Origin of the sequence: Parasphingorhabdus sp. (assembly GCF_036963805.1) — a bacterium.
Classification (GTDB): Bacteria; Pseudomonadota; Alphaproteobacteria; order Sphingomonadales; family Sphingomonadaceae; genus Parasphingorhabdus.
The window spans coordinates 401,618-419,268 of sequence record NZ_JBALUN010000001.1 but is presented as its reverse complement, the minus strand read 5'-3'; the positions used below and the strand labels follow the sequence as shown (position 1 = coordinate 419,268).

The following is a 17,651-nucleotide window of genomic DNA, read 5'->3' as shown; positions in this document are numbered from 1 at the left end:
GTACCGCATTTGTTCCACTAGAACAAGAGAAGAACACAAACTTTTTTAAATAATTAAAAATGACGCTGTAACAAAGCCTTAGATGCAATTCTATCATTCACTTGGCATGTTCGGACAAAATTTCTCCGACAGCCTCAGCAATTTGCGCGACAGAAAATGGCTTAGGCAGGAAGGCGACATTGTCTAGATCAATGGATTTACGCAACTGCTCCTCGGCATAGCCAGACATAAACAGGATTGGCATATCCGGATATCGCGCGCGAACTTGCCTTGCCATTGCAGGACCATCCATATTCGGCATCACGACATCGGACACGATCATATCGAATATATCTTCCCCCTCACCCAGAGATTCAAGATGCTGCAATCCTTCTTCACCATCACTAGCGGTTACCACTGTATAGCCCTGACGCGTCAAAGCCCGTTCCGCCACGGCACGAACCATATCCTCATCCTCGACCAGCAAAATATGACCGCTGCCCCACAGCTCTTTTTTCGCCACGGCTTTCAGTGGCTCCATCGCACGCGCGGCATCTTGATCAGAAATATTGTGCACGGGAAAATAGATTGAAAAACTAGCCCCCTCGCCCGGCTTGGAGTCGGCAAAAATATAACCACCTGATTGTTTGACAATCCCATAGACGGTGGAAAGTCCCAATCCGGTGCCTTTGCCAACCTCCTTGGTGGTAAAAAACGGTTCGAATATCTTGCCCATAACTTCTGGTGCGATGCCTTTGCCCGTGTCGGTTACGAACAGCGCGGTATAATCACCGACTGGCAGAATTTCACTTTTGAGGGCCCGTACATCGGAGGCGGAAACCATTTGGGTTGTGATAGAAATCTTGCCGCCATTAGGGCCGCTGGAATTGATAGCATCACGTGCATTGACACCAAGATTTATGATGACCTGCTCCAGCTGTCCCGGATCAGCCCGGACGAGGCCCAGATTGCGGCCATGCTTCACTTCCAACTCAATGCTATCATCGAGCAGCCGCTTTAGCAGGTTGGCGACATCAGCCACCACGTCAGGGAGCTGCAAAATTTGCGGCCGCAATGTTTGCTGACGGGAAAAAGCCAGCAATTGGCGGGTCAAGCCGGCAGCGCGGTTGCTGTTATTCTTAACCTGTTGAATATCATCATAATCACTGTCACCCGGCGCATGGCGTAACAGCATCAAGTCGCAATGCCCGATAATCGCGGTCAGAATGTTATTAAAATCATGCGCGACACCGCCAGCCAATTGCCCGACAGCCTGCATCTTAGTTGCCTGTGCGACTTGGGTTTTCAGCTTCGCCTCTTCGCTGTTATCTTTGATCGATAACAAGACAGCAGCATCACCAAGTCCGCGAATTCCTGCGATACCAAGGGCAACCGGATCATCACCGCCCGAGCGGAGCCGCACCGCCAGATCACCGGACATGGATTGCCCGGCTGCATAACGCCGCACAGCATCTGCAACTGCTGATTTATCATCGCGGATCATAAGATCTCCGGGATAAAGCGGTTTCTCTCCCTCTCGTACACCAGCGACTTTGCCAAAGGCATTGTTGAAAAACAGGAAACGCCCATCTCGGTCGGTCAGAGCCAGACCAAGAGGGAGCAAAGACAACATCGATTCGACCTGCTCGAGCGCTTTACCGCGTTCAACCATGCCACCGTCATCATCAATGAGCAGGATGAGCGCTGGGCCCTTTTCCTGACTACGATCGAGAGGAATATGGAATAATCGCACGGGAGTACCGTGACGACCATCGCGTTCGAAAAAGATTGTTCCTTTGTCGTCAGATCGCAGGAAGTTGATGAAATTCCGGCCCGATATATTGGATTCTTCCCGGCCAGTCGCTCTCAGCGCGAAGCCAGGATTAGACGCCCTGATTCGTCCTTCACCGCCGATGACTGTTGCCAGCACGCCCGCTTCGGATAGTGCCCGCCCCGTGGCTCCGCCAACCATACGAACGGTGTCATCCAATATGTCATTGCGCAACTGCGGCTTGAATTTCCACAGGAGATATTCATCACCCTGTCCCGCGCGGGTGACTCTGGCATTATATTCCGCAACACCCCGCTTGAGACCTTCTGCATAGCCGCGGCCGTCGCGCCATGCGTTCCGACCAGCGGTGGCGAGCAATTCATTCCCGCCATCCTGCAACGGCAATTGCGGCGGAACGGCTGGGCCATTGAACCATTTGGTGAAGAGATCATTGGCGCAGACAAGCCGCCCCGCGCGATCGGTTATGGCCAGTCCGGTTTCGGATTGGTCCGCAACCAGCCGGGTCACCGCCCAATTGGCAAAAGTTGCAGCCTCGTCATCATTTACGGGTTTTTGCGGGCGCAAGAAGTAGACAATGGCACCGGTGGTCATCACCAAAGCCATAAAAGCGAATAGCAGCGCGCTATTCTGCACCTGCCAATAGAGCAAAGCCAGCGATCCCAAAATGGCAGCGGCCAAAATAACGGCACGCAGACGCGCATCATTGGTCCTCTTTCGCGTGCTGGGGCTTAACAAGCCGATCTGGTCCCGTGCTTCACTCGCCATTGTTATCGCTATCTACCGTCATTTTCCTAATTCGATTGCGCCACTTTCTCGCTGTCCACCAGCGCCATCCGAAAGAACTGATCACATAGCCAAATGCCGCGAAAACAATAGCCAATAATAGGAAACCAAAAGCCGTTACGCCCGCTTCGCGCACGAACCAACTCAGCCACACTCCAAATTCGCTGCTCATGTGATTATTCAGAGGTTGACTGAGGGTCAATGCATCGATCCGCAGTGCGAACTTGCCAACCTGATTGGCCACTGCAATCCAGAATGGATAGGTGAGCGGATTGGTAATGAATGTCGTCAGTGCCGCTATCGGTACGTTCGCACGAATAGGCAGAGCCAGAAACACCGCACCAAAAATCTGCCCCACCGGAATCAAGAAGGCCGCGAGCATGCCCAAGGCGACGCCGCGCGGAACCGAACGGCGGGTAAAACGCCATAGGTCCGACCGCAGGAAACGATGTGCTATAGGCTTGAGATAACGGTTATTCGCCATTGCTGTACGCGTCGGCATTTTTGCTTTGAGCCAGCTAAAAACGAACAAGATCGTCCGTGCGCCCCAATCTTTGCCCGATGGGCTAGGATCAGCCATGTTCGCGCAACAAACGTCCCTGTTGGCGTTTCCAATCCCGGTCTTTTTCAGTTGCTCGCTTATCCGGTGCTTTTTTGCCCTTGGCTAAAGCAAGCTCGATCTTGGCCCGGCCTTTACTATTAAAATAGACTGACAGAGGCACAATCGTCATGCCCTTGCGCATTACAGCGCCGTAGAATTTGTTAATCTGCCGCCGGTTGAGCAACAATTTCCGAGGGCGTTTGGGTTCGTGATTATAACGATTGCCGTGGCTCCATTCAGGAATATTGGCGTTAATCAGCCAAACTTCGTCATCCTTAACCTCGGCATAGCTTTCCGCAATCGCCCCTGATCCGAACCGAAGAGATTTCACCTCGGTTCCGGTCAGCATAATGCCCGCCTCAAACTTCTCATCAAGATGATAGTCATAACGCGCGCGCCGATTTTCGGCGACGACCTTTTGCTTGTCAAATTCCAGGGGACGCGGTTTAGCCATCAGATTAAGCCAGCGCCCTCCAGAGCAGCATCAACAACTTTGCGCGCCGCATCCGAAGGCGGCGTCATCGGCAAACGCAAATCAGTCGGAAATCCATCAATCACCCGCGACATTGCATATTTAACTGGCCCTGGCGAAGCATCGGCGAACATTGCCTTGTGAAGAGGATAGAGCTTGTCATTTAATTGACGAGCCAGTTCATAGTCGCCCGCAGCACAAGCGGCTTGAAATTCTGCGCATAATTTCGGTGCAACATTGGCCGTCACAGAGATACAACCCGCTCCGCCAGAGGCATTAAAGGCGAGAGAAAGTTCATCTGCGCCAGACAGCAAACAGAAATCATCATCACAGGCAAGCCGGTGATCGGTGACCCGGTCAATTTCTCCGCTCGCATCCTTGATCGCAACAACATTGGGAAATTTGGAAAGCGCCGCAACCGTTTCCGGCAAAATGTCAGTAACTGTCCGCGCCGGCACATTATAAAGCACTATCGGCAAATCATTACCTTTAGCGAGCGCCTCAAAATGAGCGTAAATGCCTTCCTGATTGGGACGATTATAATAAGGCACCACAACCAACCCGGCCGTCGCCCCGCATTTTTTCGAAAAATTCAAATGAAGCAACGCATTGGTTGTATCGTTAGAGCCACAACCAGCGATGACCGGCACGCGTCCGGCCGCCTGTTCGACACAAATTTCGATCACGCGATGATGTTCGGCATTGGACAAAGTCGATGATTCGCCGGTGGTTCCACAAGGAACTAAACCGCTACTCCCTTGTTCTATTTGCCAGTCTACCAAAGCCCGAAATTCCGCTTCCGCAAACGATCCGTCGCGAAAGGGCGTCACCAGGGCCGGAATTGAGCCGGAAAACATGCAAATACTCCTTTAAATTTGGCTTAGAAAGCGCCAATGCTTATACAAGCTTAACAGTGATATAGTTCTTCGTTCAGCGCCTGATAAGGAGCCTACCCCTAAAATGTCCAGTATGGTACCAAGAATTATTATAGCGGCGCTGCTTTTAACCCCCGTAACATGCATGGCCGCCGAGCAAGCGGGCTGGCAAACTGGCGGTGGTTCAGGGCTTTCCGATCCTACGGGCGGCAATGCCGTACTCGGCCTGCAACGTTGGCGCGTTCTCACGCAATCGGACAATTATTCCTTTGAAGATTATGCCGGTTTCCTCGTCACCTATCCGGGATGGCCTGATGACACGAGAATGCAGCGTAACGCGGAACAGGCGATTAATATAAACAGCTATTCCGCTGACCGGGTCATTACGTTTTTTGAACGGTTCGCACCCATCACCAATGCGGGAGCCGCGAAATATGCGGTCGCCCTGCAATCCAAAGGCGACACAGTCAAAGCCAATGCCATGGCGAAACAGGCATGGCTCGGTGGTACGCTGAGCACCGAAGACGAAGCAGCCATACTCAGCCGGTTCAGCTCTATATTGACGTTGGACGATCATGACGCTCGGATGGATGCCTTGCTATGGGTACGGGCAACCGTACCTGCGGCGCGACAATTGGTCTTTACTTCACCAGCCCGCAGAACCGTCTTTGACGCCCGATTGGCGCTACTTACCGAAGCACCTTATGCCGAATCGAAAGCCAGCGCCGTGGATGCAATGGCCCGGAGCGATGCGGGCTATCTTGCTGACCGTGCGCGCTATCTGCGGAACACAGGCCAAAGCTACAATGCCCGCCAGCTAATGGCCAACCGACCGCCATTATCCGTCCGCCCAACCGATCCCGACCATATTGCAACATGGTATGAGGCGAATTTGATCAACGCAGAAGCTGCCGCCAATGACCGACAATGGACAGTCGCCTATGATATCGCATCCAAAGTCGATGATGTATATGCAGCGCCCATCGATATCGCTGAGCAATCCAGCCGGATCAGAGACAAATATTCCGACCTCACCTGGTTAGCGGGCAACGCAGCTCTGTACGGACAGCGTCAACCGGCCAAGGCTGTCGCGATGTTTGATCGCTATGCACGTTCATATAACAGCCCCAATATCCAGTCCAAAGGCTATTACTGGGCTGGACGCGCCGCTGCCGAAGCCGGTCAAAAGGCAGAAGCAAATGCCTATTTCGAGAAAGCTGCTGTCTTTCCCGATCATTTTTATGGCCAATTGGCGCTGGAACGGCTGGGACAGCCATTGCCGAAATTTAATCGCAAGCCAGCAGTCGTCATAACCGACGAAGATCGGCGCGTTTATGACACTCAACCCCTAGTTGTTGCGACCAAATCGTCCATTCGCACCGGCCCATGGAAAGAGCAGATCCGGTTCCACCGTGCCCTTGCCTATAATGCCAATAGCGCAAAAGATTATATGTTGCTCAGCGATCTGGCGACCCGGATTGGTGCCCGTGACCTTGGTGTCATCAAGGGCATAAGCGCGCTAGGCGCAGGCGTCGGACCGATCGACGAGACTTCTTTCCCGACCATGCAAGTGCCTTTTGGTCACGAAAGCAGTTGGACCGTCATTCACGCTATTACCCGTCAGGAAAGTCAGTTTGCCGAAGGTGCAATCAGTCATGCTGGCGCGCGCGGATTGATGCAGCTCATGCCCGGCACAGCGCGGGAACAATCCGGAAAAGTCGGACTTTCGTACAACCTGTCCGCTCTAACGGACGACCCGCAATATAATATTCGTCTGGGTAGCGGTTATATTGGGCGCATGCTCGACTATTTTGGCGGCAGCTATCCGTTGGCGGTTGCAGCGTATAATGCTGGCCCCGGAAACGTGAACAAATGGTTGCGCGCCAATGGCGATCCCCGTCAAGGCGGCATCGACTGGATAAAATGGATCGAAGAAATTCCGATCTCCGAGACACGCAACTATGTCAAACGTGTACTGGAAAACGCAGTGGTTTACGACACGCTGAACCCTCGTGGCCCACAGATTAAAAGCGATACGCCGCTAACGCGCTATATCGGCAAAAATTACAAAGGGTAAAATAGCTTCTGTGCCGTCATCCTGAAATTATTTCGGGATGGCGGTAACATTTAGCTATCGGTTATTCGGCCTCATACCCAAAGGCCTCTTTCGCCAATTTCACCAGTTCCGGATCGGCTTCCGGCAAATCACTAGGCAATGAGGCCTCCAACGTTTCAGCCACATAGGTCATCGCGGCGATACGCGCGGCTTTTTTATCATTACCGTCAATGACCTTCCAAGGCGCCCAGCGAGTATCAGTCTGTTTGAACATATCTTCTATGGCTTCCACATAGTCTCCCCGTTTGGATCGATTGCGAAAATCTTCTGCCGTAATTTTCCAGCGTTTCGAGGGCGTATTCAGCCTGTCCGTAAACCGCCGGTCCTGCTCTTTTTGGGTCGTGTGAAAAAATAGCTTAATGAGATTCGTGCCGCCATCAATCTGCTGCGCTTCAAATTCATTAATCTCGTCATAGCCGCGCTTCCAATCGTCTTTCGAGCAATATCCTTCGACACGCTCGACCAATACCCGGCCATACCAGCTGCGATCAAATACCGCGATATCCCGGCTACCGGGCAATCGTTTCCAAAAACGCCAAAGAAAATGCCTGTCCTTTTCTTCGCTAGTGGGCGCGCCAATGGGATACACTTTAAAATAGCGAGGGTCCCATTCGGCAGTCATCCGGCGGATACAACCGCCCTTGCCTGCTGCATCCCAGCCTTCAAATACCAATATTGTACGATTTCCATGGATAATATGTTTGAAATGCACATGCGCCAAACGCTCCTGCGCTGCATCCAACGCATCAACATAATCGCCGCTAAATTCTTTGCCCGCCTCATAGTCCGATAATTTGATATTTTTGCTCATTGTTCGCCTCAGAATATCTAACAGCCCAGCACCCGGGTTTAGGGGAATATAGTATAGCGCCCAAGAAAGAACGAATCAGTTAACCCTGTTTAGTTTAAAGCGCCAACGTGCCCTTGGATTAGGCGCTAACACCAGATTCGCCAGCGATAAAATGAGCAATACGCTCCGGGTCCTGCATCGGCATGAAATGCGAAAGCTCAGGTATGTGAACCTCCTGCGCATTGGAAAAAACGTTCACCAGACCCGGCCAAGTCGGGCTGCTGGCAAAATCACGCACCGGAGTGACATCGTCGCTCCCCATTTGCGCACGCAGGATCGTAACCGGTAGCCTTATTCGTTTCACCAACGGATAAGGGTCCATCGAATATATGCCTTCGTAAACGGAAGCCTCCAATATGGGCGGGCAGGCCAGAATGAAACCTTGCTCGTCATCGGCAGGCAGGAGACCATATTGGCAATAATCCATCAGCACATCCGGTTGCCACAAGTTAAACGGGTAGCGGCCCTTGAACGCCGCAAACATGACATCAGGAGACTTCCAATCATTGCGCCGACGCGATACCGGCTCCATATCCGCGACATCAGGCGGGTTTTGGTAGGCTCTCGGTTCCATAATGGTTGGATCAATCAGCAACAGTCTCGCAAACCGCTCTGGCATAGCGTCTGCAACCTGTACCATCACGTGAGCACCCATACTGTGGCCAACACCGATAATGTTGTTGATATCCAGTCCCGCCACGAGCGCGCAAACGTCACCACCGGCCTTGCCCCAATCGCTCAAGCTCTCGGGCTTGGAACTGCGGCCATGACCTTGTTGGTCAAGAGCAATAATATGATAGCCGGACGGCAAAGCCGCGATAGTCTTGTCCCAACAGCGCGCATGGAAACCGGTGGCATGGACCATCAAGATCGTCTGATCGTCCGGATCACCCCACTCGAAATAGCAGAGATCCCTGCCCCCTTGTTGAAACCGTTTTTCTGTCGGTTGCCCTTTTCCGTTCATCCCTCTTTCGGCGGCTCCACGATACGAATATGCAGCTCGCGCAATTGCTTGGCCGAAACCCCGCTTGGCGCGCTCATCATCAAATCTTCCGCTTTCTGGTTCATCGGGAAGAGTACGACTTCACGAATATTGGGTTCATCCGCCAGCAGCATCACAATCCGGTCGACGCCCGGCGCCGATCCACCATGGGGCGGAGCGCCATATTTAAGAGCGTTAATCATGCCAGAAAATTCGCTGTCGACTGCGGCTTTATCATAGCCAGCCAGCTCAAATGCCTTGTACATGATGTCCGGACGATGGTTCCGGATAGCGCCTGAAGACAGCTCTATGCCATTACAGACAATATCATATTGCCATGCGAGAATATCGAGCGGGTCTTTATTTTCCAACGCTTCCATCTCGCCCTGCGGCATAGAGAATGGATTGTGGGAGAAGTCGAGCTTCTTCAATTCCTCATCATATTCATACATCGGATAATCAACGACCCAGCAGAATTTAAATTCATTGTCGTTAATAAGTCCTAGTTGTTCAGCGGTGCGGGTGCGGGCGATACCAGCCAGTTTAGCTGCTTCAGCTTCTTTGCCTGCTGCGAAAAAGATACCATCATCAGGGCCGCAGCCAAGATCAGCCAGCAATTTCGCCGTACCTTCCTCACCATGGTTTTTGGCAATCGGGCCGCCAGCCGCGCCCTCTTTCATATTGATATAACCGAGACCGGCAAAGCCTTCGCCGCGTGCCCAGTTATTCATATCATCAAAGAATTTACGGCTATTCTTACCCGCTTCCGGTGCGACAAAGGCACGGACGGTTCCGCCAGAGCTTGTTATCTTGTCAAATAGACCAAAGCCGGAACCTTTGAAATGATCCGAAACATCCTGAATGATGATCGGGTTTCTGAGGTCAGGCTTATCCGAACCATATTTGAGCATCGATTCTTTATAAGGGATACGCGGAAATTCACCGGCAGGTGTAACACTTTTGCCATTGGCAAATTCTTCGAACACACCGGCAAGAACAGGCTCAAGCGCCTGGAACACATCTTCCTGCGTCACGAAACTCATTTCCAAATCAAGCTGATAAAATTCACCGGGAGAACGATCCGCCCGCGCGTCTTCGTCACGGAAACAAGGAGCAATCTGGAAATAACGATCAAAACCGGCGACCATCAGCATCTGCTTAAACATCTGCGGTGCCTGAGGCAGCGCATAGAATTTTCCGGGATGGACGCGGCTAGGCACCAAATAATCGCGTGCGCCTTCGGGGGAGGAAGCCGTCAAAATCGGTGTTTGGAATTCGGTAAAACCCTGCTCGGTCATCCGATTGCGCAAGGAAGAAATGACTTTAGAGCGCAACATCATATTGGCGTGAACTTTCTCACGCCGCAAATCGAGAAAGCGGTAACGCAGCCGGATATCCTCTGGATATTCCTGCTCACCAAAGACTGGCATCGGAAGTTCTTCCGCTGGCCCCTGGATTTCCACGGCCTCTGCGACCAGTTCAATCTCACCAGTAGGAAGATTCCCGTTAATCGTTTCCGTGGAACGAGCGGCAACCTTGCCGGTGACCGTAATAACAGATTCTTTCCGTGCGGAATCTAGAACTTTAAACGCGTCGCTGCCTTCCTCGCTAACAATCTGGGTCAGTCCAAAATGATCGCGCAGATCGACAAACATCAAATTGCCATGATCACGAATGTTATGAATCCAGCCGGATAGGCGGACTTCTTGACCAACATTGACTGTGCGAAGCTGTGAACAATTATGGGAACGATATACGTGCATGATGAACCTTTGATATTTGGAGTGCTTCTTATCACGAAACTTATGATGGCGTAACACAGTCCGAAAGCACATTTGTCAAGGATGAAGGCTTTTATCCACCAATCTTCTTTAATGCCCCATGGCGGGACAAAAGACGGTGATTATAGAAAATGTCTATCAGAATTGTTTGCGAGCTTTTACACAGCTTGTATAGAAGCCTGATGAAAATTCATCCGTTGCTGACTAATAGTCAGGATATTGCCGATATTTGCGAGCGTTTTTCGACCGCTGACTTCGTTGCCGTCGATACCGAGTTTATGCGGGAAAACACATATTGGCCGATCCTGTGCCTTATCCAGATATCCGATGGCAAAGAAGCCGCCGCGATTGATCCGCTTGCAAAAGGCGTCGATTTAAAACCTTTGCTGGACCTGCTGGTAGACAACGAGAATGTCCTTAAAATCTTCCATGCTGGCGGTCAGGATGTAGAAATCATCCATAATATGACGGGTAAGACGCCGCATCCGATATTCGATACACAGGTGGCAGCGATGGCTTTGGGGCCAAGCGAGCAAATTGGTTATGCTAATCTGGTCGATAGTTGGCTCAGCATAACGCTCGACAAAGGTGCGCGCTTCACCGATTGGTCACGCCGCCCACTGAATGACCGACAAATTGAATATGCCATTGGCGATGTGACGCATTTGTCCACGATCTTCCCGATGATGCTCGAAAAGCTGATCGAAACCGGACGCGGCATGTGGATTAATACCGAGATGGAAAAGCTGGCTGATCCCGAAAATTATGTGAATGATCCTGAACATTCATGGCGCCGCGTCAAATTTCAAGGGCGCAATCTAGAGGGACTGGGTCGCCTCAAAGCACTGGCTGCTTGGCGCGAAAGAGAAGCCCAGTCAAAGGATATGCCCCGCGGCCGGATCATGCGCGATGAAACGCTGGCGGATATAGCAGCCCATCCACCCAAAGACCGAGCCAAATTGTCACAAGTCCGCGGCCTGTCGTCGGGTTGGAAAAATAATGAAATCGGTGAACGATTAATGGCGGCGCTCGCTAGTGCAACGCCGCTTTCCAAAGACGAATTGCCCGACCGCAATAGTCGCCGGACCAAATTTAGCAAAGAAAATGCTTTGGTCGCGGACCTGTTGAAATTATTGTTGAAAATCCGATCTGCAGAAATGAACGTCGCATCGAAATTATTGGCCCGCGCCGATGATCTGGAACGTATTGTCGGAGGCGAGCGCGCCGGAGTCGTGCTGCTCGAAGGGTGGCGTTATGAAGAATTTGGCCGCGATGCGATCGACCTGGTCGAAGGACGGATGAGTTTCACCGTCAAAGATGGTAGGCTGCAAATGACTCATCAACCGGAAATAGATGGAGAAAACTCAATATGAAGAAACAGATGCTTCTTGTTGCAATTTCTTGCCCGATATTGCTGGCGTGTTCAACCTTTGACCCCGCACCGGGCATTCCCGAACGGGGAGGTGCATTGCGTTATGAATGTAATGCCGATGGCCTTGAAACCCTTGTCGGATTGAAAGTGACTGCTGAAATTGGTGCCGACGCACTTACAAAATCTGGGGGAAAAAAGCTCCGCTGGGTTCCGCCTCACACAGCTATCACGATGGATTACCGCCAAGATAGGTTAAATATCGAATATGATGAAGAGCGCGTGATCACTCGCGTCACTTGCGGCTAACCAACTTTTACTCGGTCGCCACGACCGGTTCCAAATCCAGCATATTTGCCAATTGCAAATGCCGTTTTGCAACAGCATCTCCATAAAGCCCGCGCATATCGTCGGCCATGATAATTTCCAGCCGGCCCTCAATCTTGCGAAGCTGTGTTTGTTCTAGCGGATTACGAGTGCCTCCGCTGAGCCGTTGCCCCATCCGCATCGCCAAACCCCAGCAGATTGCGCGCTGTGTTGCCTGTTCGCTCGCCAGCTTACCACCGCCAGGAAATATCGTACTCCCGCCCCCAAAACTAGTGAACAGCGCCTGCCCCAGCATCTCCCGCTCAGCGCCGGTAATGCCAATCCAGTTGCCATGCAGGCCCATGACGAGTCCGCGCTCGGCCCGAAAATTGGGATTGGCCCGCCAAGCAACATCGCCAAGATTGCAAGCCGCCTGCCTGATCCGCTGCCATTCTGGCGGGTCTTCGCTGAAAATCGGAGCAATCCATTTGCCGAGCAATTTGCTGTTCGCGGGAAAACGGGACTGTGCCGCCCCCGATGATTCAGTTGCTACCAACAAAGGATCGCGCCGCGCCTCGAGTTTTGTGAGGTTCCGGAAGAGCAAACCTTCGCGTACACCATAAGCAGATACTATCATGCTGCTGCTGCCAAGATAACGGACAATGAACGAGAGCAGCCATGCTGCATCAGCCAAAGTAGGAATCCGCGATGTCGAAAGTCCTGGAACAGCCTTCAGCGTGGCTTTATTTAATCGTGCGAGCTGACTGACCAGTCTGCGTGCACGCTGTGGCTGCATTTCATAATGGTGGATCACTGGCAACGGATAACCGCTGTCAAACATATCCAGCCTTGCCAGCGATCGCCAAGAACCGCCAACCAGATAAAATGGCAAGCCTTGCGCATTCTCATCCCATCCGGTTTTCTTCAGCATTTTGCGGACTTGGCGTTTCAGTTGATCTTTGCCTTTGCTCCGCAATTCAGCAACCCGCAAAACACCGAGCGGAAAACTTTGACGCTCCAACACCTTACCATTGTCGATTAAGGCCAATTCTAGGCTGCCGCCTCCCAGATCGCCAACGATACCGCGGGCTGTTGGTATAGCGGAGATTACACCCAGACCAGCCAGTTCCGCTTCTTCCTCACCGCCCAAGACTTTCGTATCAAATCCGATCTCCGCAGCCAGCCTGAGAAGTTCCGTTCCATTACTGGCATCGCGGACAGCTGCTGTCGCGAAACATGCAATGGAATCGACCTCCATCTGGAGGCAAAGCCGGTGAAACCTTTCCAAAGCCTTCTCGGCAAGCGCCATTGATTCATCTGTAATAGAGCCGGTGGTCGCAAGGGCTTTGCCAAGACCAGCCATGACTTTTTCATTAAATAATATGGCGGGCACACGTGTGGGCCCCTGATAAACAACCAGACGGATCGAGTTGGATCCGATATCGACAATCGCTGTCCTGCGATTAGTTCGCGTGGTTTTTCTTTCTCTGGTTATTTGCAATCCCCCGACCTGCATCCGAAAATTACAATCAATCTTTTTTCTTGCGGCGACGCAACGATAGGCGCGGCACTGCAGTATTCTTGTTTAACGCTTTACCACGACCCGATAGAGACGGATTGGTCATGAAATAGCGATGCAGATTAAACGGTTTCTCTGACGGAATTGCGCGTGTATAACTACCATCTGGATTAAGATCCCAGCTTTGTTCATCGTCAATGAAATTAGCGACCATGACCTGATCCAATATCTGGTCATGTACCGTAGCATTCTTTATCGGCATCATATATTCGACCCGCCGGTCGAGATTTCGCGGCATCCAGTCCGCAGAGCTAATATAGAGCGCAGCAGCATTATTGGGCAGTTCTTTGCCGTTACCGAAGGCCCAAATTCGGCTATGTTCCAGAAAACGGCCAACAACAGACTTCACGCGGATATGATCAGACATGCCAGGTACGCCCGGACGCAAACAACAAATACCGCGAATGACCAGATCAATCTCGACGCCGGCATTGCTAGCGGCGTAAAGTTTTTCAATCAAAGCCGGATCGACCAGCGAATTCATCTTGGCCCAGATCATGCCGGGCTTTCCTGCACGCTCGTTGGCGATCTCCCGATCGATCAAATCCATCAGGTCTCGCCGCATATAGCGCGGTGACATAGAGATTAATTCTAGTTTTACCGGCTCGACATAGCCCGTAATATAATTGAACAATTGTGCCGCATCTCGGGCTGCCTTGGGATCAGCAGTGAAGAAGCTCAGATCGGTGTAAATTTTTGCCGTTACCGGATGATAATTGCCAGTGCCAAAGTGACAATAGGTACGATAACCTTCTTGTTCCTTGCGGACCACCATCGATATTTTAGCGTGGGTTTTCCACTCAATAAAGCCGTATACCACCTGTACGCCCGCGCGCTCCAGCGCACTGGCCCAGAGCAAGTTTTGCTCTTCATCAAAACGTGCTTTTAATTCGACAATGGCGGTAACGGATTTACCGGCCTCCGCCGCATCAATAAGCGCCCGAATGACTGCGGACTGTTTACCGGCCCGATAAAGTGTTTGCTTGATCGCCACCACATCGGGATCTGCGGCAGCCTGTTTCAAAAACTCGATCACCACTTCAAATGATTCGTAAGGGTGATGAACCAATATGTCTTTGTCACGGATCGCAGCGAAACAATCCCCGCCATGCTCGCGAATCCTTTCGGGAAAACGCGGACTATAAGGCGTGAATTTCAGATCCGGCCTATCTTCATCGACCAGTAGATCGAGATCACCGATCCCAACCAGCCCCTCGACCCGGCTTTCTGAAGCACTGTCCGTCAACAGATTCTCACGGAGCATCGTGATAACTGATTCCGACAAGCCCGGCCCCATTTCAAGGCGAATAACATCACCCCGACGACGGCGTTTTATCGCGCTACGAAAATAGCGGACCAGATCTTCGGCTTCTTCCTCTACCTCGATATCGCTGTCGCGGGTGATACGGAAAAGGCCGCTACTGGTTACGTCATATCCCGGAAACAGCTGACCAGAATAGCATTGAATAACGGATTCGACAGAAACATAAGTCGCGATCTCTCCAGGCATGCGAATGAACCGCGGCAAACCGGACGGGATCATCACCAATTCACGAATGCGCCGGTTATCGGACTGCCGGACCAGATCAAAAACCAGACTCAGTCCCTTGTTGGGAATAAATGGAAAAGGATGCGCGGGGTCTAACGCTTGCGGCGTCAGCACGGGAAATATCTGGTCAAGAAAATGCCGCTCTAACCAGACATCGCCAGCCTCATCCATCTCGGTCGCGGGCAAAACACGAATATCCTCATTCGCCAAAGCCTTCGCCAACTGGTCCCACACATTCTGCTGATAAGACATCAGCATATCGCAATGCTCGGCTATCGCAGCCAATTGCTGTTTGGCGGTTAACCCGTCAGCAGACCGTTCTTCAATATTTTGACGGTATTGGCCAACCAGTCCGGCGACCCGAACCATGAAAAACTCGTCCAGATTATTCCCGGATATCGACAGAAAGCGAAGCCGCTCCAACAGCGGATGTGCATTATTCTGCGCCTCTTCAATCACCCGCTCGTTAAAACCAAGCCAGCTCAGCTCACGGTTAAAATAACGCTCCGAGCCACCTTGCTCGCCGTAGCTCAGGGCTTGATTATCATCGTTAGATTCTGGTGCTTGGGGGACAAGACTATCCATTTAATCTTCCTCAACATCTAATGATGTTTCTGATTCTTCATTCAACTTTCGGGTGGATCCCTGATGCTGCGCTAATGCTTCTATTGCAATAGCACGCGTGATTGGCTTTTTTCTTTCAATAGCAAGATTATTCATATTTTGCGCTAAAAAGTGAACATATTCATAGCTGCGTTCCATCCTTTTTCCCAGATAGGAGAGCGCATCTTCCGAAATCGCGAGTCCGCGTAAAGCGAAATATTTCTGGAATAGTCCTTCAATCATCGCTTCGTCAGGTGGACCGATTTCAATGAGCAAAGACGCTGCTAGACGGGATTTAAGATCAGGAAGCTGCGTATTCCATCCCGACACTTCCCGCGAGGACATCAACAGAAGCGGGCTCTTATCAATTTGCGATTGGTTCCAAAGATGAAAAAGCTCATCATCGGCGGATTCATCAGCATTTGTAACAAACCGACCACCGCTTTGGCCGGTAAATTTTTTGGCCATCGCTGTCTTACCGGAACCATGGGGGCCTATAAGTATAGCGGTTAAATTTGGCCATCTTTCCCAATTTTGCAATTGCTCGTGGGTGCGGGCATTACAGTCCGTGACAAGATAACCTTCATCCTGAGATGTCAGCCCAATATCCAATGGGAGAGCGATCTGGCTCACTATTCTGGCCTGTCACCCCCGGAGTCCGATCCGTCCGCTGGCGGAGGATTAGCTGAAGCGCCTCCTCCCGCCCGGCTAATTCTCAGCGCACCAGCGCCTTGCTGGACCTGCCAGCCTTTCGCGCGAAGGGCCGAAGCCAGATTTGCAAGATTACCGGTATAAGAAACCCGCATAACCGAAACGCCGCCCAATGCCAAACTGGACGTCGCGGCTGACGATACGCCCGCTACTGACCGGACCGATGATTCGCCGCGCCCAACAGCGCTAACATCAGGCGTGTCGAACTGTATTGTGACGGTTATGGCCGCACCGGTTGGAACCTCCGCAGCACCGGCAATTGCAGCGGTATCGGAAGTGCTCCGTTCACTATCGCCACTGCTGCTGGCATTATTTCCAAAACCCTCTGCGGCCAGCTCTGCCTCGATTTCCTTTTCCAAAGCTTCCAGATCAATCGGGTCTTCAAAGGCTAGCGACTTGTCAGTTTTTAAAACACCGCGTGACAGTGCATTGGTATAAATGCTGTCCAACCTCTTAATCGCCTGGTCCATCATCGCAGGGATACCCGCGCTGGATTTGGTCTTTAACGAGAAGCTATCGATAAATTTGCTGTCAGGACCATAGCGGGCACTGAAATGCGCTATTACTGGACCTCCGGGATATTCTCGTTCCATTCGAACAATCGGTATAATTACATCAGCAGCACCAAATTGATCCAATATTGTCCGCCACCATCGCCGTTCCCGGCGCTCTGCCTGTCCCGCTGTTAGAACGAGTGATTCGCTGTCGGAACCATAAGGGCGCACATAGTCAATTGCGCTATCACCCGAGCGGAACCGGGCCCAAGCCATTTGCCATTCGGTCTTATTCTCGAACACCTGAGGTGACCCGCCGCTCCACATGATAGGCAGGACCAGCAATGGCGGGGAACGCAATCGGCGGCCGCTCACACCCAGAATTTGGCCTGCGCGGGCACGATCAAACATCACTCCGAGTTTCGCGATATAGCGTTTGGGGCCGATTTGCTCTTCTTCAACAATGATTGCCGACACGATATTATTCAAGGCACCATCAGATAATCCAGCCGTTTTACCACCCTGTGTCCGTGCATAAAGCATTTGCCATGCTTTTCGCTGCGCCTCTTCCCAACCTTTTTTGCGCGCTTCAACAGCAGTATCGCCTCTGGTATCGACTTCGATTCCGAATACTTCGAAATCGCCGGTACTCGCGACCGGCGCAACTCCGCGGTCGCTACCCTCTAGCTGCGCATAGACAACCCCTGCCACGGCTAAGCCAAGCAGCGTAAAAATTGCGACAATATGGATTTTAAAACTGGTCAAAAATTTCATTTCCGCTCTTTTGACGATTATGACGTGGAAATCCA

Annotated in this window: 14 protein-coding genes; 3 read left to right on the top strand and 11 right to left on the bottom strand. The window is 51.7% G+C overall.

Going from position 1 to position 17,651, the window contains the following annotated elements; genetic code table 11:
- Positions 1-97 precede the first annotated feature (97 nt).
- From V7676_RS02065 to dapA, 4 genes are read right to left on the bottom strand one after another with little or no spacing between them, the layout of a single operon-like run.
- Positions 98-2,536, bottom strand: a complete 2,439-nt coding sequence (locus V7676_RS02065; RefSeq protein WP_335657998.1) for a response regulator — start codon at positions 2,534-2,536, stop codon at positions 98-100.
- The gene (locus tag V7676_RS02060) at positions 2,526-3,134 is read right to left on the bottom strand and encodes a DUF2062 domain-containing protein (RefSeq protein ID WP_335657997.1); all 609 of its coding nucleotides are present in this window, start codon (positions 3,132-3,134) and stop codon (positions 2,526-2,528) included. The genes V7676_RS02065 and V7676_RS02060 overlap by 11 nt, the downstream gene beginning before the upstream one ends.
- Entirely contained in the window at positions 3,127-3,609 is a 483-nt protein-coding gene (gene smpB / locus V7676_RS02055; RefSeq protein ID WP_335657996.1) for an SsrA-binding protein SmpB, read from the bottom strand. Before smpB ends, V7676_RS02060 begins: the two co-directional genes overlap by 8 nt.
- Positions 3,609-4,484: a 4-hydroxy-tetrahydrodipicolinate synthase gene (gene dapA, locus V7676_RS02050; protein WP_335657995.1), complete on the bottom strand. Its 876-nt coding sequence runs from the start codon at positions 4,482-4,484 to the stop codon at positions 3,609-3,611. Before dapA ends, smpB begins: the two co-directional genes overlap by 1 nt.
- A 103-nt stretch (positions 4,485-4,587) precedes the next feature.
- On the opposite strand from dapA, the gene V7676_RS02045 reads away from it, so the two are divergent.
- The gene (locus V7676_RS02045) at positions 4,588-6,579 is read left to right on the top strand and encodes a lytic transglycosylase domain-containing protein (RefSeq protein ID WP_335657994.1); all 1,992 of its coding nucleotides are present in this window, start codon (positions 4,588-4,590) and stop codon (positions 6,577-6,579) included.
- A 61-nt stretch (positions 6,580-6,640) separates the two neighbouring features.
- Here the strand turns inward: V7676_RS02045 and V7676_RS02040 are convergent, their stop codons facing one another.
- The 3 genes from V7676_RS02040 to aspS all read right to left on the bottom strand — a co-directional run bounded on the left by V7676_RS02040 (position 6,641) and on the right by aspS (position 10,213).
- The gene (locus V7676_RS02040; RefSeq protein WP_335657993.1) at positions 6,641-7,429 is read right to left on the bottom strand and encodes a polyphosphate kinase 2 family protein; all 789 of its coding nucleotides are present in this window, start codon (positions 7,427-7,429) and stop codon (positions 6,641-6,643) included.
- A gap of 118 nt (positions 7,430-7,547) precedes the next feature.
- Positions 7,548-8,432 (bottom strand): alpha/beta fold hydrolase, encoded by an 885-nt coding sequence (locus V7676_RS02035; RefSeq protein WP_335657992.1) that lies wholly within the window; start codon positions 8,430-8,432, stop codon positions 7,548-7,550.
- Positions 8,429-10,213, bottom strand: a complete 1,785-nt coding sequence (gene aspS, locus V7676_RS02030) for an aspartate--tRNA ligase (RefSeq protein WP_335657991.1) — start codon at positions 10,211-10,213, stop codon at positions 8,429-8,431. Before aspS ends, V7676_RS02035 begins: the two co-directional genes overlap by 4 nt.
- Positions 10,214-10,413: 200 nt before the next feature.
- Here aspS and rnd point away from each other — a divergent pair, with 200 nt between their 5' ends.
- Together rnd and V7676_RS02020 are read left to right on the top strand one after the other, a co-directional pair.
- Positions 10,414-11,604: a ribonuclease D gene (gene rnd, locus V7676_RS02025; RefSeq protein WP_335657990.1), complete on the top strand. Its 1,191-nt coding sequence runs from the start codon at positions 10,414-10,416 to the stop codon at positions 11,602-11,604.
- Positions 11,601-11,909, top strand: a complete 309-nt coding sequence (locus tag V7676_RS02020) for an I78 family peptidase inhibitor (RefSeq protein WP_335657989.1) — start codon at positions 11,601-11,603, stop codon at positions 11,907-11,909. The genes rnd and V7676_RS02020 overlap by 4 nt, the downstream gene beginning before the upstream one ends.
- Positions 11,910-11,916: 7 nt before the next feature.
- Here V7676_RS02020 and V7676_RS02015 read toward each other — a convergent pair whose 3' ends face one another.
- The 4 genes from V7676_RS02015 to V7676_RS02000 are packed head-to-tail and all read right to left on the bottom strand — an operon-like array spanning position 11,917 to position 17,616.
- The gene (locus tag V7676_RS02015) at positions 11,917-13,407 is read right to left on the bottom strand and encodes a Ppx/GppA family phosphatase (protein ID WP_335657988.1); all 1,491 of its coding nucleotides are present in this window, start codon (positions 13,405-13,407) and stop codon (positions 11,917-11,919) included.
- A gap of 28 nt (positions 13,408-13,435) precedes the next feature.
- The gene (locus V7676_RS02010) at positions 13,436-15,619 is read right to left on the bottom strand and encodes an RNA degradosome polyphosphate kinase (RefSeq protein WP_335657987.1); all 2,184 of its coding nucleotides are present in this window, start codon (positions 15,617-15,619) and stop codon (positions 13,436-13,438) included.
- Positions 15,620-16,270 (bottom strand): DnaA ATPase domain-containing protein, encoded by a 651-nt coding sequence (locus tag V7676_RS02005; RefSeq protein WP_335657986.1) that lies wholly within the window; start codon positions 16,268-16,270, stop codon positions 15,620-15,622.
- Positions 16,270-17,616 carry a heavy-metal-associated domain-containing protein gene (locus V7676_RS02000; RefSeq protein ID WP_335657985.1) on the bottom strand — a complete coding sequence of 449 codons (1,347 nt, stop codon included), beginning with the start codon at positions 17,614-17,616 and terminating at the stop codon, positions 16,270-16,272. Before V7676_RS02000 ends, V7676_RS02005 begins: the two co-directional genes overlap by 1 nt.
- Positions 17,617-17,651: the final 35 nt, after the last annotated feature.